The 21149-nt window shown below is 72.8% G+C and carries 16 protein-coding genes and 1 tRNA gene; 6 read left to right on the top strand and 11 right to left on the bottom strand.

The genetic code is table 11. The features are described from left to right. The first annotated feature begins 1 nt into the window (after position 1). The 5 genes from SM611_RS19920 (at position 2) to SM611_RS19900 (ending at position 8059) form a co-directional block, all read left to right on the top strand. On the top strand, positions 2-1447 hold the full coding sequence (locus tag SM611_RS19920) for a GumC domain-containing protein (RefSeq protein ID WP_371951319.1): 1446 nt from the start codon (positions 2-4) through the stop codon (positions 1445-1447). An 89-nt stretch (positions 1448-1536) separates the two neighbouring features. After that, positions 1537-3792: a hypothetical protein gene (locus tag SM611_RS19915; RefSeq protein WP_371951317.1), complete on the top strand. Its 2256-nt coding sequence runs from the start codon at positions 1537-1539 to the stop codon at positions 3790-3792. After that, entirely contained in the window at positions 3779-5431 is a 1653-nt protein-coding gene (locus SM611_RS19910) for a polysaccharide biosynthesis C-terminal domain-containing protein (protein ID WP_371951316.1), read from the top strand. The genes SM611_RS19915 and SM611_RS19910 overlap by 14 nt, the downstream gene beginning before the upstream one ends. Next, entirely contained in the window at positions 5415-6734 is a 1320-nt protein-coding gene (locus SM611_RS19905; protein WP_371951314.1) for a ParB N-terminal domain-containing protein, read from the top strand. Before SM611_RS19910 ends, SM611_RS19905 begins: the two co-directional genes overlap by 17 nt. Beyond that, entirely contained in the window at positions 6731-8059 is a 1329-nt protein-coding gene (locus tag SM611_RS19900; protein WP_371951312.1) for an RCC1 domain-containing protein, read from the top strand. Before SM611_RS19905 ends, SM611_RS19900 begins: the two co-directional genes overlap by 4 nt. On the opposite strand, the gene SM611_RS19895 is transcribed toward SM611_RS19900, so the two are convergent. From SM611_RS19895 to SM611_RS19845, 11 genes are all read right to left on the bottom strand, one after another. Next, positions 8056-8904 (bottom strand): hypothetical protein, encoded by an 849-nt coding sequence (locus SM611_RS19895; protein WP_371951310.1) that lies wholly within the window; start codon positions 8902-8904, stop codon positions 8056-8058. The two genes, SM611_RS19900 and SM611_RS19895, sit on opposite strands and share 4 nt — an antisense overlap. Before the next feature lie 93 nt (positions 8905-8997). Further along, entirely contained in the window at positions 8998-9894 is an 897-nt protein-coding gene (locus SM611_RS19890; protein WP_371951308.1) for a glycosyltransferase family 2 protein, read from the bottom strand. Positions 9895-10069: 175 nt separating this feature from the next. Then, a complete protein-coding gene (locus tag SM611_RS19885; protein WP_371951513.1) occupies positions 10070-11332 on the bottom strand; it encodes a sulfate adenylyltransferase subunit 1 in 1263 nt (420 codons plus the stop codon). A 47-nt stretch (positions 11333-11379) separates the two neighbouring features. Next, on the bottom strand, positions 11380-12297 hold the full coding sequence (gene cysD / locus SM611_RS19880; RefSeq protein ID WP_371951306.1) for a sulfate adenylyltransferase subunit CysD: 918 nt from the start codon (positions 12295-12297) through the stop codon (positions 11380-11382). A gap of 165 nt (positions 12298-12462) precedes the next feature. Continuing rightward, a complete protein-coding gene (locus tag SM611_RS19875) occupies positions 12463-13413 on the bottom strand; it encodes an inositol monophosphatase family protein (RefSeq protein ID WP_371951304.1) in 951 nt (316 codons plus the stop codon). Between the two features lie 139 nt (positions 13414-13552). Then, positions 13553-15028 carry a sugar transferase gene (locus SM611_RS19870; RefSeq protein ID WP_371951302.1) on the bottom strand — a complete coding sequence of 492 codons (1476 nt, stop codon included), beginning with the start codon at positions 15026-15028 and terminating at the stop codon, positions 13553-13555. A gap of 266 nt (positions 15029-15294) precedes the next feature. Further along, the gene (gene pth, locus SM611_RS19865) at positions 15295-15870 is read right to left on the bottom strand and encodes an aminoacyl-tRNA hydrolase (RefSeq protein WP_371951300.1); all 576 of its coding nucleotides are present in this window, start codon (positions 15868-15870) and stop codon (positions 15295-15297) included. 135 nt (positions 15871-16005) lie between these two features. Continuing rightward, positions 16006-16626, bottom strand: coding sequence for a 50S ribosomal protein L25/general stress protein Ctc (locus tag SM611_RS19860; protein ID WP_371951298.1), 621 nt, complete (start codon positions 16624-16626; stop codon positions 16006-16008). A gap of 342 nt (positions 16627-16968) precedes the next feature. After that, entirely contained in the window at positions 16969-17949 is a 981-nt protein-coding gene (locus SM611_RS19855; protein ID WP_371951296.1) for a ribose-phosphate diphosphokinase, read from the bottom strand. A gap of 167 nt (positions 17950-18116) precedes the next feature. Beyond that, on the bottom strand, positions 18117-19562 hold the full coding sequence (gene glmU, locus SM611_RS19850; protein WP_371951294.1) for a bifunctional UDP-N-acetylglucosamine diphosphorylase/glucosamine-1-phosphate N-acetyltransferase GlmU: 1446 nt from the start codon (positions 19560-19562) through the stop codon (positions 18117-18119). 165 nt (positions 19563-19727) lie between these two features. Next, a tRNA-Gln gene (locus SM611_RS19845) sits at positions 19728-19799 on the bottom strand. A 396-nt stretch (positions 19800-20195) separates the two neighbouring features. Between SM611_RS19845 and SM611_RS19840 the strand changes: the two genes are divergently transcribed. Further along, the gene (locus tag SM611_RS19840) at positions 20196-21149 is read left to right on the top strand and encodes an acyl-CoA desaturase (protein ID WP_371951293.1); all 954 of its coding nucleotides are present in this window, start codon (positions 20196-20198) and stop codon (positions 21147-21149) included.

Raw genomic sequence — 21149 nt, 5'->3', positions numbered from 1 at the left:
GATGAAGAAGCGCTCCCTCGGCCCGTCCAGCGTGCAGGCGGAACCGCCGCTCGCGCCGGACTCGATCCCGGTCACCCGGTACGCGGGCGCGCTCCGCCGGCACCTGGTGGCGCTGCTGATCGCGCTGGCCGTCGGCGGCGCGCTCGGCATCGCGAAGATCGTGCTGACCCCGGCGACGTACACCGCGCACATCTCCGTGCTGGCGCCGCCCGTGTCGCTGCACCCGGGATACACGCCGGGACGCCCGCTGAACCCCAAGGAGCGCGAGCCCCGGGACACCACGATGGACACCGAGGCGCAGCTCATCTGGTCGGACGAGGTGCTGCGCCGGCTCGCCGCGTTCCCCGGCTTCGACGCGCCCCGCGACGAGTTGCGCGACCGCATCGACCTGTCGGTGCCGAACAGCACGCACGTGCTGACGATCGGCGTGCGGGCCGGGTCGCCGCGGGCGGCGCAGAACGGCGCGCAGGCGGTCGCCGAGGCGTATCTCGACCTGCGGCAGCAGATCCTCGGCGGCATCCAGCAGCGCAACCGCGAGTCGCTGGAGAAGTACCTCACCCTGCTGCACAAGCAGCTCAGGACCCTGCCCGGCGACGAGGAGGAGCTCACCCGGGAGACCGCCCGCACCCGCCGCCAGGAGATCATGAAGCAGATCACCGAGGTGCAGAAGCAGATCTCCGCGCTGGAGCGCAAGGAGGTGCAGCCCGGCGAGGTGCTGCGCGGCGCCACGCCGCCCGCCGGCCGCGACGACGCCGGCCGGGACGTCGCGCTCGCGAGCGGCATCGGCGTCGGCCTCCTCGGCTGGGTCGCCTTCACCCTGCTGATCGACCGCCGCCCGCGCCGCATCCGGCGGCCCGCCGACGTCCGGTTGCACGCGCAGTTGCCGATCATGGTGGAGTCGGCGGCGCTCGGCGGCGGGCACCGCGAGATCTGCCGGCGACTGCGCAACCTCGTCTTCGACTCCGAGGCCACCACCGTGCTCGTCACCGGCGTCCCCGCCTCCGCCGCGCTGGCGGTCGCCTACGAGCTGGCCGAGCTGTGCACCGAGGGCGGCTCGGCCACCACCGTCCTGCGGATCCGCCAGGACGGCGAGGAGGACGGCGCGGCCGAGCCCCCGCAGCCGCGCACCTTCGGGGTCCGGCTCGTGCGCAGCGACGACGACCGGCAGCTCACCCGCGCCGTCGACAAGGCGGGCCGGGACTCCCGCGTCGTCGTCATCACCACACCCGACATCAACGCCGCCGATACGATCAGCGCGGCCGCCGCCAGCGACCTCACCCTGGTCGTGGTGGAGCGCGGCCGCGCCCTGGACCGCGAGGTCGCGAGCGGCGTCCTGGCCCTCGACCAGGCCGCCAACCCCGCCCGCGGCATCGTGCTGACCAGGCAGGGCCCGAACGCACCCGTCGGCCGGGCCCCCGCTCCCGCCCCCCTCTCCCCACGAGGTTGAGATGATGCGAACCGGTCCCGTGCCAAGCGCGGATAAAGTCGTGACCATCTGTCCGTCCAGCACGACCCGGATCATCAAGGGGGATCGTCGTGGGAGCTGACCAGACGGCCGACCCGCAGCAGGGTCAGCTGCTGTCCTTGCTCAGGCGGTACGTGCCGCTGCTGCTCCTGCTGGCGGTGCTCGGCGCGGGCGCGGGCGTCGCGGCGGCCCTGGTGCTGCCGGCACCGTACAAGGCCACCGCGACGGTACTGGTCAGCCCCCTGGAGGGCAACCCGTACTCGCCGGACGGCCGCGGCGACGACCTGGTCAACCTGCAGACCGAGGCGCAGCTGGTCACCACCGACCGGGTCGCCAAGATCGCCGGGCAGAAACTCGGGCACGAGCCGGAGGGCACGATCGCGGTCGAGGTCCCGCCGAACACGCAGGTGCTCAACCTGACCTACACGGCCAAGAGCTCGGCCAACGCCCGCATCGGCGCGCAGGCCTTCGCCGACGCCTACCTCGCCTACCGGCAGCAGCGCGCGCAGGACGTGGTGAACAACCAGCTCGCCAAGCTGAAGAACCAGGCCGACAAGGTCCAGCGGCAGCTGCTGAAGACCAACCGGGAGATGGCGGCCGCCACCGGCGCGAAGCGCGCCACGCTGCAGCAGCGCGTCACCGCCTACACCAACCAGCTCGGCGTGATCGACGAGCAGGCCAACGACATCGGCAGCACCCCGATCAGCCCCGGCCAGGTCATCACCCCGGCCGGGGCGCCGGACGGGCCCGGCCAGATCCGCACCGCCATGTTCGGCGCCGGCGGCCTGATCGGCGGCATGGTCGTCGGCCTCGCGGTCGTGCTGCTGCGGGAGCGGCTGAACCAGCGGCTGCGCAACGCCGAGGCGATCGAGGGCATGGGCGTCCGCGCCCTGTCCACCATCCCGGCAGGCGGCCCGCCCGGCGACACGCTCGCACTGGTCAGCGCGCCGAAGAGCCCGGCCGGGGAGGCCTACCGGCGGCTGCGCGCCGCGGTCGTGGCGACCGCGCCGCAGACCCCGGTGGCGCTGCTGGTCACCAGCGCCACCCCGGGCGGCAGCGCCCGGCTGGCCAGCGCCAACCTCGCGGTCTCGCTGGCGTTCGCCGGCGCCAAGACCATCATGATCGACGCGACCACCGAGGACTCCGACGTCAGCACGCTGTTCGGCGCCCGTCCCGGCGGCAAGGGCCTGTCGGACACGCTGCTCAGCGGTACCGACCCGGCGACCCTGCTGATCCACACCGACTCGCAGCTCCGGCTGCTGCCGCGCGGGCCGCGCGCGACCGAGGCCGCGCACCGCTTCAGCGGCCCGCGCATGCGCGAGGCCGTGAAGGTGCTCCGCCGCCGCAGCGAGTACCTCGTCGTCAACGCCGCGAGCCTGCACGACGCGGACGCGCAGGCGCTGTGCACCTTCGTGGACGCGGTCGTCCTCGTCGCCAACCAGGGCGTGACGACCCGGGAGGAGCTCCGCCAGGCGTACGTGGAGGCCGAGCGCGCCGGATGCACCGTGCTGGGCGTGGTGCTGGAGCCGCCGGAGCAGCGCGCCGGGCGCGCGTCGCGGCAGGCTCCGCCGACCCGGCAACCGGGCCGGCCGCCGCAGCCCGGCCGCGGCCGGGGCGCCGCCGAGCCCCGCACCGCCGAGCCCCGCACCGCCGACACCCGCGGCAGCGGTGAGCGGCGCGCCCTCGCCGAGGGCTCCCCCGTGTGGGCGGACGATCCGCCCGCCCGCACTGAGGAGGCCAAGCGCGCCGACCTCGACGACAAGGGCTACTGGCCGGGCGGGTCGCAGGACCTGGACGACCGCGACAGCGGCGACGGCTCGACCCTGACCACCCAGGCGCTGCCCAAGCTCGACCCGCCGCCGCGGCCGGCCGACACGCCGTCCCGGCGGAGCGGCGCCGCGCGCGGCGGGGCGCGGCCGGGCAGGCGCCCCACCCCGCCGTCGCTGGAGCCGCCGTCCGGGCCGGGCAAGCCCGTCGCGCCCCGGCCCGCCTCTCCGCCGGCCCTCGGGCAGGGGAGCGCGCGCGCCTCCGGGGCCGCGCGGCCGGGCGCGGGCAAGGCCCGGCCGTCCGGCGGCGAGCCCGCCGACCCACCCGAGCCGGCCGAGGCCGCCGAGCAGGCGGAGACCGAGCAGGCGCTGGAGTCCGCCGCGACGCGGACCCAGGAGGACATCTCCAAGTACCTGCCGCCCGAACTCCCCGACGACTCCGCGGACGGCCCGGCGGAGCCCGGCGCGCCGACGCAGTCCGGCGGCCCGGCCCAGTCCGGCGACGTCATGCCGCGCTACGGCAAGAAACCGCACAAGGCGGGGCGGCATGCCGGGTCCTGAAGCACCGGCGGCGCCGGCGGGACCCAACCTGAACAGACTGGCCAGAGGCGGCGCCCTCAACCTGGTGGGCGCCGCGGTCGCGGGCGTCCAGGGGCTCGCGCTGGTCTTCCTCGTCGCGCACCTGTACTCGCAGCGGATCGCGGGCACGTTCTTCGCCGCGACGTCGCTGTTCATCATCCTGCAGGCGGTCTCCGGCCTCGGCACCGACGCGGGCCTGCTGCGCTGGCTGCCCCGCCATCTCGCACTCGGCGACCGGGCCGCGGCGCGCCGGACGGTGCCGGTGGCGCTGGTCCCGGTCATGGTGACCGCGGCGATCGGCGCGCTCGTCCTCGTCGCCACCGCACCGTGGACGGCGAGCCACATCGGCGCCGACGACGCGCACCAGGCCGTCGGCATGGTGCGCGTGCTGGCGCTGTTCCTGCCGCTGGCGGGCGCGCACGACGCGCTGCTCGCGGCGACGCGCGGATACGGCTCGATGCGGCCGACCGTCCTCGTCGACAAGATCCTCCGGCAGACGCTGCAGGTCGGCGGCGTGGTCGCGGCGGCCGTGCTGTCCGATGACGCGGTCTGGCTCGCGCTGGCCTGGGCGGCGCCCTACCTGCCGTGCCTCGTCATCGCGGCGCTGTGGTACCTGAAGATCAGCCGTTCGGGCCGCGGCGGCGGGCGGGCGGCCCCGGCCGGACCGCGTCCGCTGGTGGGCGACTTCTGGCGGTTCACGGCGCCGCGCGCGTTCGCGCAGATCTGCCAGACGGCGTTCCAGCGCGCCGACATCGTGCTCGTGGCGGCGCTCAGCTCGCCCCGCGAGGCGGCCGTCTACACCGCCGCCACCCGGTTCATCGTGATCAGCCAGCTCGCCACCCAGGCGGTGCAGAACGTCATGCAGCCCGCGGTGAGCCGGCTGATGGCGCTCGCCGACCGGGCCGGCGCGCAGCGGATCTTCGCCGTGTGCGCGTCCTGGAACCTCGTGCTCGCCTGGCCGGTGCACCTGTCGATCGCGGTCGGGGCGCCCGTGTACGTGGGCTCGTTCGGCGACGGCTACCGCGGGACGGGCGAGGTCGTCACCGTCATCCTCGCGATGGCGATGCTGGTGGCGACCGCGACCGGCGCCCGCGACGTGATGCTGCTGATGGCCGGCCGCAGCGGTCTCAGCCTGGTCAACCAGAGCACCGCGCTCGGCGTGAACCTGGTGCTGAACGTGCTGCTCATCCCGCCGTTCGGGATCGCCGGCGCGGCGATGGCGCGGGCCTGCGGGCTGCTCGTCCGGACGCTGCTCGCCCTCGTCCAGGTGCGGCGGATCCTCGGGATGTCCCCGGCGAGCGCCGGGCTGTTCTGGGCGGGCGGCTCGGCGCTGCTGAGCTTCGGCGCGATCCCGCTGGCCGTCCGGCTCGTCGCCGGATCGAGCGCGATCGCGCTGGCCGCCGGGCTGATCCCCGGCGCGATCCTCTACTTTGCCCTACTCTGGGGCGGTCGCGAGCGGCTGTCCCTCACCGCCTTCGCCTCCCTCCTGCCGGGGCGGCGGGGCCGCGCCGCACCCGGGCCCGCGGGCGTCACCGCCCCACCGGCCGCCGACCCGCCGCCGCCCGGCACGCCGCCGGCGGAAACGACACCTGCCAGGAGCATGCATGCCCACGGGAATTGACCAAGTACGCCGCAAGTCCCGCGCGGTGCTGCGCAAGAGCGGCCTCGCGCCGAGCGGACCGGTGTACGGACGGCTGGTCGACGCCGGGCGCTCCCTGCCGATCCCGGCCGCGGCCCGCGTCGCGGTGTCCACCGCCGTGCTGCGCCGCCCGTGGAAGGTGCCCGTCCGGTTCGACCAGCTCCTCGTCGGCGCGCAGGGCGGCTGGACGGCCCGCGAGTTCGCCGACCGCACCGGCGACCTGCTGTGGCCGTCCACCCCGTTCCTGGACGGTCCGCACGTCGCCCTGCTGCGGCTCGCCGGCGAGCGTCCCGATCTGAGCGACGACGACATCCTCGAGAGCGCCTACGGGCGGCTCGGGCTGCGCTGCATCGAGGCGGGCGGGAACTACTTCGGCGGCACCGACCCGGCGGGCGTCCTCGCGGCGGCCCGCGCGTTCATCGCCCGCCACCGCGGCGAGGAGGCGCCCGGCGCGGCGCCCCGGCCGCAGCAGAGCGGCCCGCAGGACCCGGTCCTCGTCGCGCCCGTCCGCGGCTCCGACCAGTACCAGATCCTCGACGGCCACCACCGCCTCGCGATCGCCGCGATGAGCGGCGCCGACGGCGCCCACGTCGTCGCCAAGTGGCTGCCCGTCACCACCCCCCTGCAGGACCTGCTCCTCAAGATGAGCTGGCTCGACGGCACCCACGAGCTGTACCAGCCGATCGACGCGCCGGAGCTGCGGTCCGGCTGGACGACGGTCCGGCAGTGCACCGACCGGCTCGCCAAGATGGACGCCTTCCTCGGCGAGCGCGGCGTCACCGGAGGCCGCTATCTGGACGTCGCGAGCTGCTACGGCTGGTTCGTGTCGCAGATGGGCGCGCGCGGCTTCGACGCCGAGGGCATCGAGCGCGACCCGCTCGCCGTCCCGCTCGGCCGGGCGGTCTACGGGCTCCCGGACGGCGTCATCTCCACCGGCGACTGCGTCGAGTTCCTCGGCGGCCACGACGCCGCCCGCTGGGACGTGGTGTCCTGCTTCAGCCTGCTGCACCATTTCGTCCTCGGCCGCGGCTCCGTCAGCGCCGAGGAGCTGATCCGGCTCCTCGACCGCGCGACCGGCCGGGTGCTGTTCTTCGACACGGGCCAGGACAACGAGGCGTGGTTCGCCGAGTCGCTGCGGGGCTGGGACCCGCCGCGGGTGGCGCGGTTCCTGCGCGAGAACACGAGCTTCGACGAGATCATCGACCTCGGCCCCGACGAGGACGCCCGTCCGCCCTACGAGGACAACTACGCCAGGCACCTGTTCGCCTGCGTGCGCACGGCATGACGGTCGCGCACCGCCCGGTCGCCGCGCTCCTGGCCGCCTCGACGGCCCTGGCGGCGGCGGGGTGCGGCCGGTCCGCGTCCCCCGAGGCGGCACCGCCGGTGTCCCCGCCCCCGCCCGCCGGGTCGGTGGGCGGGGACACCGGCACCGTCTGGACGAGCGGCCTCAACGACCACGGGCAGCTCGGCCGCGACCGCGAGGGGATCGACCTCAAGCTCGCCCCCGTCACCGGAGTGGGCGGGCAGGGCCGGCTCGACCGCGTGCGCGCGGTCGCCGGCGGCGGGCGGCATTCGCTGGCCGTCCTGGACAGCGGCAAGGTCGTCGCGTGGGGCGCCAACGACCGCGGGCAACTCGGCGACGGCACGCATCGCGACACCCGCGTCCCCGTCCCCGTCCGCGCTCCGGACGGACGGCCCGGCGAGCTGGCGGACGTCGTCGCGATCAGCGCCAACAACGACTTCTCCATGGCGCTGCGGCGCGACGGCACCGTCGTGACGTGGGGCGAGGGATCGTCCGGGCAGCGCGGCACCGGCAAGCGGACGAGTCCGCGCGTCCCCACGACCGTGAAGGCGCCGAACGGCCGCAGGCCGCTGACCGGTGTCACCGCCATCAGCGCCGACGGGCACACCGAACTGGTGCTGCGCGCCAACGGGCAGGTGCTCGCGTGGGGCGCCAACGACTACGGGATGGTCGGCGACGGAACGCGCCGCGACCGGGCGCTCCCCGTGCCCGTGCGCGGGCTGGACGGTGCCGGGCGCCTGAACGGCGTGACCCGCATCGCGATCGGCGGGCAGCACGGGCTGGCGCTGCTGCGGGACGGACGGGTCGCCTCCTGGGGCCACAACGACCTCGGCCAGCTCGGCGACGGGTCACGCCGTGACCGGCTCGTTCCCGCCCTGGTGTCCGGTGTGGACGGGAGGGGCGCCCTCGGCGGCGTCACCGGGGTCAGCGCGGCGGAGAAGCACAACTACGCGCTGCGCGAGGACGGCACGGTCGTCGCCTGGGGCAACAACACGGCCGGTCAGCTCGGCGACCGGACGGTGAAGCTCCGCACCTCGCCCGTCGCGGTCGCCGGCGGCCACGGGCCGCGGCTGCGCGGCGTCGCGCAGGTGTTCGCGGGCGAGGCCTACGGTGCCGCGATCCTCACCGACGGGACGCCGCTGACGTGGGGCGCGGGCGGCAGCGGCCAGCTCGGTTCCGGCACCAGGGTGCCCCGCAGCCGTCCCGGCACGCTGGTGATGGCGCAGGGCGCCGCCCCGGACGAGGCCCTGTCGGCGGGCGCCGGTGAGCGCCATCTGATCGTGCTGATGAGCCCCTCCGGCTCCTAGGCGTCCTTCGGGGGCTCGGCCTTGGCCTCGTCGGCCCCGTCCGCCTCGGGCCCCTCGGCGGGCGGCTGCGCAGCGGGCGGGGCAGCCGGGGCCACCGGCTGCGCGGGGGTTCCGCTCGCGGCGGCGCCCGCCGGCGCCGGGGTCGCGGAGCGGCGGCGCCACAGCAGGAACCCGGCTCCGGCCGCGGCCACCACGACCACGCCGCCGCCGCCGAGCAGGTACGGCGCCATGGAGCCGTCGTCCTTCGACACGGGCTCGTAGCCGGCGGCCGGCGCGGTCGGCTGCTGCTGGGCGAGCGTCTGCTCCTCCTGCTCTTCCTTCTGCTTCGTCGACTCCGGCGCCGGCTTGCCGTTGTTGCCCGGCTTGCCGGACTTCGGCGGCGCGTACTCCGACTCCGGCAGCGTCTGGACGAACTTCAGCAGCGCGAGGTCGGGCTTGCCCTTGCTGCCCTGCACGGCCTTGACGTAGGTGGCCTTCACCCGGCTCGCCGAGAGCGTGTTGGACGTCGCCTTCAGCTCGTTTCCGGCCAGCACCACGTACGTGCCCTTGCGCTTCATCAGGCCGGGCAGCTGCTGGAGTACCTGCCCCGCGTCGTCCCCGGCCGGGAGGATCGCGATGAAGACCGGAACGGACCGTCCCTGCGCCGTGCGGAGCAGTTCCTGCGCCCCGTCCGACTGGTAGTACTTGGCGTGCGAGTCGACGTAGTAGCCGCTCTCGGTGATGCCCTCGGCGACCGCGTCGAGGTCGGCGCCCGCGAACGCGGGCGCGGCGGTCAGGGCGAGCGCGGGCGCCAGAGCCAGCGCCAGCGTCCCGGACGCGACGATGCGGCGGGAAGAGATGTTCACGGAGAAGCTCCTTCTAGCACTGCGACAGGCATTGACAGTAGCGGCGCGACATGGGGAAAGGTGACGAAAGCCGGGGATTCGGTACCGGTCCCATCAGATGCCGCGGCCCCGGGTGTGCAAGGCGAGCAGGACGCGTTTGCCGGAGACGACGCCGGACGCGACCGCCAGCGCGAACGGGACCCGCCGCTCGGCCGGGTTCGCCCTCAGCGCCCGCGCCGACCAGCGCAGCGCGTCCCTGCGGCGGCCGACCGTGGCGCAGCCGAACGCCAGCTGCCCGTAGACGCGCCCGGCGGCGCCCGGCTCGGCGCCGATCTCCGGATAGTGCTCTAGGAACCACTCCAGCGCGGCCACCTTCGTCTCCCACGCCTGCGCGTAGTACGACGACAGCCCCCACAGGACGCGGACGTACGGCTCGTCGACGTTCACCACCGGATGGCGGCGGGCGGCGCGCAGGGCGAGGTCCCAGTCCTCGCCCTGGCTGCCGGGGATCGTCTCGTCCACCATGCCGATCTCGATGAGCGGTTCGCGGCGCGCCACATAGGTGGACGAGTGGACGCTCATCATCCGGTCGCGGATCAGGGCGTCGTAGGTGACGCTTCCGGTTCCGGCCAGCCGGGGCAGCTCGCGCCCGTCGAAGTCGATGAGGATGCCCGCGCTGCACAGCACCGCGTCCGGCTCGCCCTCCAGGGCCTTCGCCTGGGCGGCGAGCTTGCCGGGCAGCCACCGGTCGTCGTCGTCGCAGAAGGCGACGAGGTCGGTGTCCAGGGCGAGGATGCCGGAGTTGCGCGCCCCCGCCAGGCCCGGCTCCCGGGTGTTGGCGATCACCTCGACGCGGTCCCCGGCGAGCGAGGCGTCCGGCTCGGCGCGGTCGAACACGACGACGGCGCGCAACTCGCCCTCGTACTCCTGCGCGAGCACCGACTCCAGCGCACGGCGCAGCAGCTCCGGCCGGTTGTGCGTCGGGAGGACGACGCCGACGGAAGGGGGCATCGATGGCCTGCCTTGGGGGTTCGAGGGGCGAGGGCGAGGCGCCGGGGAGGAGCGCGTCTTCGCAGTATGCGGTCCAAATCTACAAGAACCGTGCCGCGTTCTCAGGCCGACGACGCGCGCGCCGCGGCCACGCCGCCGGGACGGCGTGGCCGCGCTCGCACAGGGGCGGCGCCCGCTACCGGGCGCCGATGATCATGCCAGCCGCGACGGTGTTGTTGGTGCCCTCATCGATCAGGATGAAGCCGCCGGTGAGGCGGTTGCGGGCGTAGTCGTCGACGAACAGAGGCTGCGTGACGCGCAGCGAGACGCGGCCGATCTCGTTCAGGCCGAGGCCCTCCGCCTGCTCGTCGCGGTGCAGCGTGTTGACGTCCAGCCGGTAGTGCAGGTCCTTCACCATCGTCTTCGCGGTGCGGGTCGTGTGCTTGATGACCAGCTTCGAGCGCGGGGTGAGGGTCCGGTCGGGCGTCATCCAGCAGACCATCGCGTCGATGTCCTGCGCGACCTCGGGACGGTTGTTCGGCCGCGCGATCATGTCGCCGCGGGAGATGTCGATGTCGTCGGCGAGCCGGAGCGTCACCGACATCGGCGCGAACGCCTCGCTCACCGGCCCGCCGGGGCCGTCGATGTGGGTGATCGTCGTGGTCAGCCCGGACGGCAGGTGCACGACCTCGTCGCCCGGCTTCAGGACGCCGCCCGCGACCTGCCCCGCGTAGCCGCGGTAGTCGTGCAGCTCCGGGTCGGTGGACGCGTGCGGCCGCACCACGTACTGCACCGGGAACCGCACGTCGATCAGGTTCCGGTCGGACGCGATGTGGACGTGCTCCAGGTGGTGCAGCAGCGACGACCCCTCGTACCACGGCATGTTCACGCTGCGCTCGACGACGTTGTCGCCGTGCAGCGCCGAGATGGGGACGAACGTCAGGTCGGTCACGTCCAGCTTGGAGGCGAACGCCGTGAACTCGTCCACGATCCGCTCGTAGACGCCGCGGTCGTAGTCGACCAGGTCCATCTTGTTGACCGCCACGACCAGGTGCGGAACCTGGAGGAGGGTCGTCAGGAAAGCGTGCCGCCGGGACTGCTCCAGGATGCCCTTGCGAGCGTCCACCAGGATGATCGCGAGGTCGGCGGTGGAGGCGCCGGTCACCATGTTCCGGGTGTACTGGATGTGCCCCGGCGTGTCCGCGATGATGAACTTGCGGCGCGGCGTCGCGAAGTAGCGGTACGCGACATCGATCGTGATGCCCTGCTCCCGCTCGGCGCGCAGCCCGTCGGTCAGCAGCGCCAGGTTCGTGTACTCCTCGCCCCGCTCGGTGCTCGTCCGCTCCACCGACTCCAGCTGGTCCTCGAAGATCGACTTCGAGTCGAACAGCAGCCGGCCGATCAGGGTCGACTTCCCGTCGTCCACGCTGCCGGCGGTCGCGAACCGCAGCAGGTCCATGGGCTTGCCCGTCGGCTCCGCCGCGGCGGGCCCGGTCCCGGCCTCCATCAGAAGTAGCCCTCCTTCTTGCGGTCCTCCATCGCGGCCTCGCTCGTCCGGTCGTCGGCGCGGGTCTGCCCGCGCTCGGTGATCCGGGTGGCCGCGATCTCCTCGATCACCTCTTCCAGCGACACCGCCGACGACTTCACCGCGCCCGTGCAGGACGCGTCGCCGACCGTCCGGTACCGGACCGTCGCCTCGAACTCCGGCTCGTCGTCGCCGCGGTTCGCGAAGCCCGTCTCCGCGTCCAGCAGCAGCCCGTCGCGCTCGAACACGCGTCGCGTGTGCGCGAAGTAGATCGAAGGGAGGGCGATCTCCTCCCGGCGCACGTAGTCCCAGATGTCGAGCTCCGTCCAGTTGGACAGCGGGAACACCCGGACGTGCTCGCCCTGCACGATCTTCGTGTTGAAGAGGTTCCACAGCTCCGGACGCTGGTTCTTCGGGTCCCACTGGCCGAACTCGTCCCGGAACGACACCACCCGCTCCTTGGCGCGGGCCTTCTCCTCGTCCCGCCGGGCCCCGCCGAACGCCGCGTCGAACCGGTGCTCCTCGATCGCGTCCAGCAGCGGCGCGATCTGCAGCCGGTTCCGGGACGCCCGGCGGCCCTTCTGCTCGGTCACCCGGCCGCTGTCGATCGCGTCCTGCACCGACGCCACCACCAGCCGCACGCCCAGCTCGGCCACCCGCCGGTCGCGGAACTCGATCACCTCGGGGAAGTTGTGCCCGGTGTCGACGTGCATCACCGGGAACGGGATCGGCGCGGGCCAGAACGCCTTCTCGGCCAGGCGCAGCATGACCAGGCTGTCCTTGCCGCCCGAGAACAGCAGCACCGGCCGTTCGAACTCGGCGGCCACCTCCCGGAAGATGTGGATCGACTCGGCTTCAAGGACGTCCAACTGGGACAGCAGGTAATCGGAGCGCTGCATGGTCTGGGGCTCTCTCCACGCTTCTGGCAGATGCAACCGGTGGCCTGGGACGGACGTCCCACGGGGTGGAACCGCGGCCCACCGCGATTCAATCCCGTTCAGTCGGGGCTGTGCAGTCAGGGCTGGTCAGTCGGGCTGGTCAGTCGGGCTGGTCAGTCGGGCTGGTCAGTCGGGCAGGGCGCCGCTCACGTCACCGATGCCGGACAGCAGCATCGCCGCCGACACCGGGTGGCACACCAGGATATCCGGGAGCCGCGGGTCCTCCCGGTTGTACTTCAGCGGCGCCCCGTCGACCCGGGACGCGTGCGCCCCCGCGCCCAGCGCCACCGCGGCCGGGGCCGCAGAATCCCACTCGTACTGGCCGCCGGCGTGCACGTACGCGTCGACCTCGCCGAGCAGCACCGCGGAGATCTTGGCCCCCGCCGAGCCGATCGGCACCAGCTCGACGTCCACGCCGCCCGAGGGCGAGCCGCGCTCGGCGAGGCGGTCGGCGAGCTGCCGGACGAACTCCGGCGGGCGCGTCCGGCTCACGGCGACGCGGAGCTTGCCCGCGTCCGGCGCCGGGACGTGCAGCGGCACCTCGCGCGGCTGCGCGGACCCCGGACCGGCCGTCACCGGGTCGGGCTCGCCCGGCTCCACCCGGACGAGCGCGGCGCCGCCCGTCGCGTCCGTGCGGAGCGTCAGGCCCTGCGCAGGCAGCGCCACGGCCCCCGCCACCAGCCGGCCGCCGTTCCCGTCGCGCTCCCACAGCGCCACGTGGACGGCCCAGTCGCGGCGGCCCTCCTCGGAGAACTCGCGGGTGCCGTCCAGCGGGTCGACGATCCACACCCGGTCGGCGGTGAGCCGCGCGGCCGTCGCGGTGTTGCGGGTCGGGGCGCGGTCGCCGTCCTTCGCCCGTTTCCCCGCCACGGAGGAGCGGCCCTCCTCGGACAGGACCGCGTCGCCCGGACAGCGCTCCGCCAGGGCCGCCATGAGGTACTCGTGCGCCCGCAGGTCGCCGGTGTCCTTCAGGACGCGCGCGTCCGCGAACCCGATCTCGTCCCGCACGTCCAGCAGCAGCCGGCCCGCCGCGCCGGCGAGCTCCGCCGCCAGCGCGTGGTCGTCCCCATCCGTCATCCGCTGTTCACATTCCCGACTCGAATGGTCTGTTCGCTCTACTTTCTCATGCCTACCCGAGGCGGCCCGATGCCCGGGTCCCGGTCAGCAGTCCGCCGGCGTCATTCCCGGGGGGGCGACCTCCGGAACTCCGCACGGGTCAGTAGGCGCCGGAACCGCGGAACACGGCCGACCAGGTCTTCCACATGATCTGCAGGTCCATGGCGAGCGTCCAGTTGTCGACGTAGCGCAGGTCGAGCCGGACCGACTCCTCCCAGGACAGGTCGGAACGGCCGCTCACCTGCCACAGGCCGGTCAGCCCCGGCTTCACCACCAGCCGCCGGTACACGTCGCCGCCGTACTGGGCGACCTCCTCCGGCAGCGGCGGGCGCGGGCCCACCAGCGACATCTCCCCGCGCGCCACGTTGAACAGCTGCGGCAGCTCGTCCAGCGAGTAGCGGCGCAGCCAGCGCCCGACCCGGGTGATCCGCGGGTCCTCCCGGATCTTGAACAGCACGCCGTCGTTCTCGTTGGCCGCCATCAGCTCGACCTTGCGGGCCTCGGCGTCCTGCACCATGGTGCGGAACTTCAGCACGGTGAACTCCCGGCCGCCGCGCCCCACCCGGGTCTGCCGGAACATCACCGGTCCCGCGCTCGTCATCTTGATCAGCAGCGCGACGATCAGCAGCAGCGGGCTCAGCAGCACCAGCCCGCCGAGCGCGGCGGTCCGGTCGAACAGCCCCTTGAAGATCTTGCGGCCGCCGTCCAGCTCCGGGTGCTCCACGTGCAGCAGCGGCAGGCCCGACACCGGGCGGATCGAGATCCGCGGGCCGGTCACGTCCATCAGCGCCGGCGCCACCACCAGCTCGACGTCGTTGCGCTCGATCTGCCACGCCAGCCGGCGCAGCGCCACCCCGTCCATCTCCGGGCAGGCCAGCACCGCCACCGAGTCGGCGCCGATCCGGTCGGCGACCGCCGCCGCCTGGGAGAAGTCGCCCATCACCGGGACGCCCTCGACCTCGGCGACCGCGTCGTCGCCGGACGCCAGCGCCGGCGGCAGGCACACCGCCGCGATGTCCATGCCGTGGTAGCGCTTCTTGCGCAGCAGCCGGATCAGGTCGGCCACCGACGTCCGGTGCCCCACCGCGACCACGCGCCGCATGCACTGGCCGTTCCAGCGCTTCTTGTGCAGCCACTTGCGCAGCCGGTACCGCGCGACGAGCGCGAGGAACGTGCCGAGCGGCAGCGCCATCACCACGTAGCCGCGAGCCACCTCGGTCTTCGTCGCGTACGCCAGGATCGCGACCGTCGCCGTGAGGATGAACCCGGCCCGGAGCACCCGGTGGAACTCCTCGTAACCGACGCCGATGTACCGGGGCTGGTAGGCCCGGCACAGCATCAGCGTCGGCAGCCACACGACGGGCAGGACGACGGTCAGCCCCACGTACGGGGCGTTCAGCTCGGTCGGGACGCCGGGGAACCGCAGGACGAACGCGATCACACCGGCCATCAGCATGCTGAGGACGTCCAGCCACTTCGCGATCCGGCGGTACGTCCCGCTCCAGTTCTGCGGCTGCGCGCGTCCCTGCTCATGGCGGGTCGATGACTCGGCCTGGACCTTGTCAACGACAGCCATAAACCACTCACCAATCCCCTGTAACACGCGCATCGACTGCACGATGTACATCGAAGACGGTTGAACGTCGCCCGAGGTTCACACGCATCGGGAACCTCATCCGAGCAGCATCTTACGTGTGCTTTGCCGTGGTCACCGGCGGAACGTCACCATCATCCCGGCCGCGCCAGCAATTCGGGGCAGAACCGAGCAATCGGTACGCCGGTGCGGGCGGCGCACCGGCCGTCCCGCCGCCCTCGCGCCCGGCCCTGCGTGGCCGGATCCGGTCAGCTCGCGTGGAAGACGTTCTGCGCCGCCGCGAGCCCGTCCGCGATCAGCGCCTCCACCGCGTCCGCCGCCCGGTCGACCTCGAACTCCAGGTCCTTGCGCTCGGCCGCGGAGAAGTCCTTCAGCACGAACGCCGCCGCGTCCATCCGCCCCGGCGGCCGGCCCACCCCGAACCGCACCCGCGGGTACTCCCTGGTCGCCAGCGACTTCGTGATCGACCGCAGCCCGTTGTGACCGTTGTCACCGCCGCCCTGCTTCAGCCGCACCGCGCCGAACGGGATGTCCAGCTCGTCGTGGACGACGACGAGCCGCTCCACCGGCACCTTGTAGAAGTCGCGCAGGGCCTTCACGGGACCGCCCGACTCGTTCATGAACGAGCGCGGCTTCGCCAGCACCGCCCGCGCCCCCGCCAGCCGGCCCTCCAGCACGTCCGCCCGCGCCCGGTGCGACTTGAACCGGCCCCCGGCCCGCGCCGCCAGGACGTCCAGCACCATGAACCCCGCGTTGTGCCGGTTCTTCGCATACGACGGGCCCGGATTGCCCAGCCCCACCACCAGCCAGAGATCCGCGCTCACCCGAACTCCTCACAACACGAACCGCCCACACGCACGAACCCGCACGCACGAGCGCGGCCCCCGCCGGTGCTCGCACACCTGCGGGGGCCATGAGAGAACCGGCGCGGGCCGCCCGAGCGCGGCCGCGCCACTCCGTCACTCGGCGGCGGGCTCGCCCTCGCCCTCGGCCGCACCCTCGGCCTCCGCGGCCTCGGCCCCGGTCTCCGGCTCCGTCGCCGCGGTCGCGTCGACGATCTGGAGGATCAGCGTCTCGTCGTCGGCGACCAGCGTCGTGCCCGACGGGAGCTTCAGGTCCTTCGCCAGCACCTGGGAGTCGACCCCGAGGCCGGTGATGTCCAGGTCGACGGACTGCGGGATGTGGGTCGCCTCCGCCTCGATGGAGATCTCCACCACCGTCTGCGCCACCTGGCCGCCCGGGACCACGTCGCCGACGACGTTCACCGGAAGGTCGACGACGACCTTCTCGCCGCGCTTCACCAGCAGCAGGTCGACGTGCTCCAGGAATCCCCTGACCGGGTCGCGCTGCACGTCCTTCGGCAGCGCCAGCTCGGCGCCGCCGCCGAGCCCCTCGATGGTCAGCAGCACGTTCGGGGTCTTGAGCGCCAGCATCAGGTCGTGGCCCGGCAGCGAGATGTGCTGCGGGTCGGTGCCGTGACCGTAGAGGACGGCGGGCACCTTGCCGGCCCGGCGGGTGCGCCGCGCGGCACCCTTACCGAACTCGGTGCGCGGCTCGGCGGCAATGCGTACCTCGGACACGGCGAAAACTCCTCGTTGTTGCGATCCACGGCCGTCCGGCACTGGACGTCCGCTGCGGACAGAGCGAATCAGGCGATGCTCGATGCGTCAGGCGCCTCGAAGATTCTTTGCGTTCCCCGGGGAGTGCGGCTCCTGTACCGGCACCGCACTGAACGACCCGAGGCATGCGCGATTCAAAGAGTCTAGCCGATCGCGGCCCCGCCCCATGCCATAAGGGGGGCCGGTGCCCCTCGCCCTCCCGCCGGCTCGCCCTCCCGCCGGCTCGCCCTCCCGCCGGCTCGCCCTCCCGCCGGCTCACCCTCGCACCGGCGGCGCGGCCGGGCCGCGCGCCGCCGGGGGCGGTCAGCTGTGGCCGCCGAAGAGGCTCGTCACCGATCCGTCGCTGAAGACCTCGTTGATCGCGCGGGCGACCAGCGGGGAGATCGGCAGCACGGTCAGCTTGTCGAACCGCTTCTCCTCCGGGATCGGCAGCGTGTTGGTCAGCACCACCTCGGAGATCCGCGAGTTCTTCAGCCGGTCGACCGCCGGGCCGGACAGCACGCCGTGCGTCGCGGCGACCACGACCTTGGCCGCGCCCTGCTCGAACAGCGCGTCCGCCGCCTTCACGATCGTCCCGCCGGTGTCGATCATGTCGTCGACCACCACGCAGGTGCGGCCCTTGACCTCGCCGACGACGTCGAAGACCTTGACCTCGTTCGCCACGTCCGGGTCGCGCTTCTTGTGGATGATCGCCATCGGGACGCCGCCCAGCCGGTCCGACCATCGCTCGGTCACCCGCACCCGGCCGGCGTCCGGTGCGACCACCGTCACCTGCGAGGTGTCCAGCCGGCTCTCGAAGTGCCGGGCCAGCAGGTCCAGCGCGAAGAGATGGTCCACCGGGCCGTCGAAGAAGCCCTGGATCTGCGCGGTGTGCAGGTCCACGGTGATCAGCCGGTCGGCGCCCGCCGTCTTGAACAGGTCGGCCATCAGCCGGGCCGAGATCGGCTCCCGGCCCCGGTGCTTCTTGTCCTGCCGCGCGTACCCGAAGAACGGCGCCACCACGGTGATCCGCTTCGCGGACGCGCGCTTCAGCGCGTCCACCATGATCAGCTGCTCCATGATCCACTGGTTGATGGGAGCCGTGTGGCTCTGGATCACGAAGGCGTCGGAGCCGCGGACCGACTCCAGGAACCGCACGAACGTCTCACCGTTGGCGAAGTCATACGCGGACGTCGGTGTCAGCTCGACTTGGAGGTTGTCGGCTACTTCCTTGGCCAGGTCCGGGTGGGCTCGGCCGGTGAAGAGCATCAGCTTCTTCTGACCGCTCGCTTTGATCCCACTCACCTCTGACAACTCCCCCTCAATGGAACTGTGCCTTACCTGTGGGTTTGTTGTCCCCACTCCCCGCGCACCACAAGAGTCCAGGCCACGGGTTGCTCTGTTGTCACGGAGGACGCCGCTGTCCTCCACCTGCCCGACGTGCGGCGGGGCAGTCCTCTGCGGGCGCCGCGCTACGGCGCGCCCTCGTCCTCGCCCTTCGCGCGCCGGGCCGCCTGGGCCGCCGCCGTTCCCGGCCGCCTGCGCTCCACCCAGCCCTCGACGTTGCGCTGCGGCGCCCGCGCGACCGCCATCGCACCCGGCGGGACGTCCGAGACGATCACCGAGCCGGCCGCGGTGTAGGCGCCGTCGCCCACCGTCACCGGCGCGACGATCATGTTGTCGCTGCCGACCTTCACATGCGAGCCGATCACGCTGCGGTGCTTGTGCACGCCGTCGTAGTTGACGAACACCGAGCTCGCGCCGATGTTGGAGCCCTCGCCGATCTCGGCGTCGCCCACGTAGGTCAGGTGCGGCACCTTCGTGCCCTCGCCGATGTCGGCGTTCTTGGTCTCGACGTACGTCCCGATCTTGGCCTTGCGGGCCAGCCTCGTCCCGGGACGCAGGTAGGCGTACGGCCCCACCGACGCCTCGGGCCCGATCTCCGCCTCCACGCACACGGCGTTGATCACGGACGCGTCCGCGCCGACCGTCGTGTCGGTCAGCGTGCAGCCGGGCCCGACCCGGGCACCCTCGCCCAGGTGCGTCCTGCCGTGGAGTTGCGTGCCCGGGTGGATCTCGGCGTCCTGGTCGGCGGTCACCTCCACGTCGATCCATGTCGACGCCGGGTCGACGATCGTGACGCCGGCCCGCATGTGCGCTTCGAGGATCCGGTCGTTCAGCTGCCTGCGCGCCTGCGCGAGCTGGACCTTGTCGTTCACGCCCTGGGTCTCCACCCAGTCGGCGACCAGGAACGCGCCGGCCCGGTGGCCGTCCCCGCGCAGGATCGCGACCACGTCGGTGAGGTACTCCTCGCCGTTGGCGTTGTCGGTGGTCACGCGCTTCAGCGCGTCCGCGAGCAGGGCCCCGTCGAACGCGTACATGCCGACGTTGATCTCGTTGAGGGCGCGCTGCTCCGCGGTGGCGTCCTTGTGCTCGACGATCGCCTCGACGCTGCCGTCCGCCGCCCGGACCATCCGTCCGTACCCGGTCGCGTCGGGCATCTCGGTCGTCAGCACGGTCGCGGCGTTGCCCTCGTCCTCGTGCGCCTGGACGAGCGCCCGCAGCGTCTCGCCGCGCAGCAGGGGGTGGTCGCCGTTGGTGACCACGACGGTCCCCTCCAGCGCGCCGGTCTCCTCCAGCGCCATGCGCACCGCGTGCCCCGTGCCGCCCTGCTGCTCCTGGACGACGGCCTCGGCGTCCGGCGCGTGGGCGGCGAGATGCTCGACCACCTGCTCGCGCCGGTGCCCGACGACCACGACGAGCCGCTCCGGCTCCAGGTGACGCGCGGCGGCCAGCACATGCCCGAGCATGCTGCGCCCGCACAGCTCGTGCAGGACCTTCGACTTGCGGGACTTCATCCGGGTGCCCTCGCCCGCGGCGAGAACGATGACGGCGGCCGGTCGGCTCGCAGCACTCACAAGGAGGCTCCTCGGCATCGCGGACGGGATCGGTCTCGGACGCGCCCACCTGCGAGATCACGACAGGGCAGGCCGGAACGCACCCGACACGGGCAGGATACCGCCCGTCCCACACCTGTCACCCCGTCCCCCACCCCGGGTCCTCTCCGAGGACGGACCGGACAGCTCCGGCGCAAGGATTCGAACCTTGTCTAAGGGCACCAAAAACCCTTGTGCTGCCGATTACACCACGCCGGATCAAAGCGGACGGCCCGGACGGGCTCCCCAAGGCCGACCGGCCCCACGATACCGACACCCGCACGGGGAAACCCACCTGATTCCCGGCGCCCGCGGGCGGAGGGCGCGTCCGACTCCAGGACGTCAACGCACCCCCGTTGCGAGCACCCCCGCCCCCCTGGCCGATTTGTCCGGGTTGGTTTAGGGGGGCCACGAGGGAGCACGCCCTCTTCGTGCCGTCCTCCCGGTGAGGCGGGCGGCGGCGCCGACCCCGGTGGCGGTGGTGGTCCACAGGAGGGTTTTGTGGCCGGAGGGGTAGTTTCCCACCGAGATTACCGTTCACCACTGTCCAACTTACGGTTCCGTAGGTTACGTTGGCGTAGGTAGAGAGCTCCTGATCATAGGAAGTGGTGACGCATGACAACGGCTCCGACCGTGGATCCTCCTCGCTCGCAACCGCGTCCCGAGATCAACGAAGTCGCGCGGGGCAACGCCGAACGGGTGCTCATCGGAGTGTTCACCGGCGTGCCGTTCCTCGCGCTGTTCGCGGCGGTTCCGCTGGCCTGGGGCCGGTTCCTCGGCTGGACGGACGTCGTGCTCATGGCCGTGTTCTACGTGCTGTCCGCGGCGGGCATCACGGTCGGCTACCACCGGTACTTCACGCACGGGTCGTTCAAGGCCCGGCGGGGCCTGAAGATCTTCATGGCGCTGGCCGGGAGCATGGCCATCGAGGGGCCCGTCATCACGTGGGTCGCCGACCACCGGCGCCACCACAAGCACTCGGACAAGGAGTTCGACCCGCACTCGCCGTGGCGCTTCGGCGACGACTGGAAGGCGCTGACGAAGGGCCTGCTGTGGGCACACTACGGCTGGCTGTTCGACGCCAACCGGACGTCCAAGCAGCGGTTCGCCAAGGACCTGCTGAACGACCGCGACATCCGGCGCATCCACGCGGCGTTCCCGGGGCTGGTGGCGGTGTCGTTCCTGCTGCCGGCGGTGCTCGGCGGGCTCGTGACCATGTCGTGGACGGGGTTCCTGACCGCCCTGTTCTGGGCCGGGTTCGTGCGGATCACCCTGGTCCACCATGTGACGTGGTCGATCAACTCGATCTGCCACACCTTCGGCAAGGAGGAGTTCGAGGTCCGCGACAAGTCTCGCAACGTGTGGTGGCTGGCCATCCCGTCGCTCGGCGAGTCGTGGCACAACCTGCACCATTCGGACCCGACGTGCGCGCGGCACGGGGTGCTGAAGGGGCAGGTCGACATCAGCGCCCGCATCATCCAGGGGTTCGAGAAGGCGGGCTGGGCGTACGACGTCCGGTGGCCGAACAGCGACAGGCTGGCGGCGAAACGCACGAAGCAGGCGGTTTGA

The sequence above is a fragment of the Actinomadura monticuli genome, assembly GCF_041463655.1.
GTDB lineage: Bacteria > Actinomycetota > Actinomycetes > Streptosporangiales > Streptosporangiaceae > Spirillospora > Spirillospora monticuli.
Note: the sequence above shows the minus strand (reverse complement) of the source record. Positions and strands in the feature narration are given on the sequence as shown.

Coding starts and splice junctions, on each gene's coding strand:
- SM611_RS19885 (WP_371951513.1), bottom strand. CDS start 11,332: ATGGACCTGCTGCGGTTCGCGACCGCCGGCAGCGTGGACGACGGGAAG.
- SM611_RS19910 (WP_371951316.1), top strand. CDS start 3,779: ATGCCGGGTCCTGAAGCACCGGCGGCGCCGGCGGGACCCAACCTGAAC.
- SM611_RS19905 (WP_371951314.1), top strand. CDS start 5,415: ATGCCCACGGGAATTGACCAAGTACGCCGCAAGTCCCGCGCGGTGCTG.
- SM611_RS19900 (WP_371951312.1), top strand. CDS start 6,731: ATGACGGTCGCGCACCGCCCGGTCGCCGCGCTCCTGGCCGCCTCGACG.
- cysD (WP_371951306.1), bottom strand. CDS start 12,297: ATGCAGCGCTCCGATTACCTGCTGTCCCAGTTGGACGTCCTTGAAGCC.
- SM611_RS19920 (WP_371951319.1), top strand. CDS start 2: ATGAAGAAGCGCTCCCTCGGCCCGTCCAGCGTGCAGGCGGAACCGCCG.
- SM611_RS19840 (WP_371951293.1), top strand. CDS start 20,196: ATGACAACGGCTCCGACCGTGGATCCTCCTCGCTCGCAACCGCGTCCC.
- SM611_RS19890 (WP_371951308.1), bottom strand. CDS start 9,894: ATGCCCCCTTCCGTCGGCGTCGTCCTCCCGACGCACAACCGGCCGGAG.
- SM611_RS19870 (WP_371951302.1), bottom strand. CDS start 15,028: ATGGCTGTCGTTGACAAGGTCCAGGCCGAGTCATCGACCCGCCATGAG.
- SM611_RS19875 (WP_371951304.1), bottom strand. CDS start 13,413: ATGACGGATGGGGACGACCACGCGCTGGCGGCGGAGCTCGCCGGCGCG.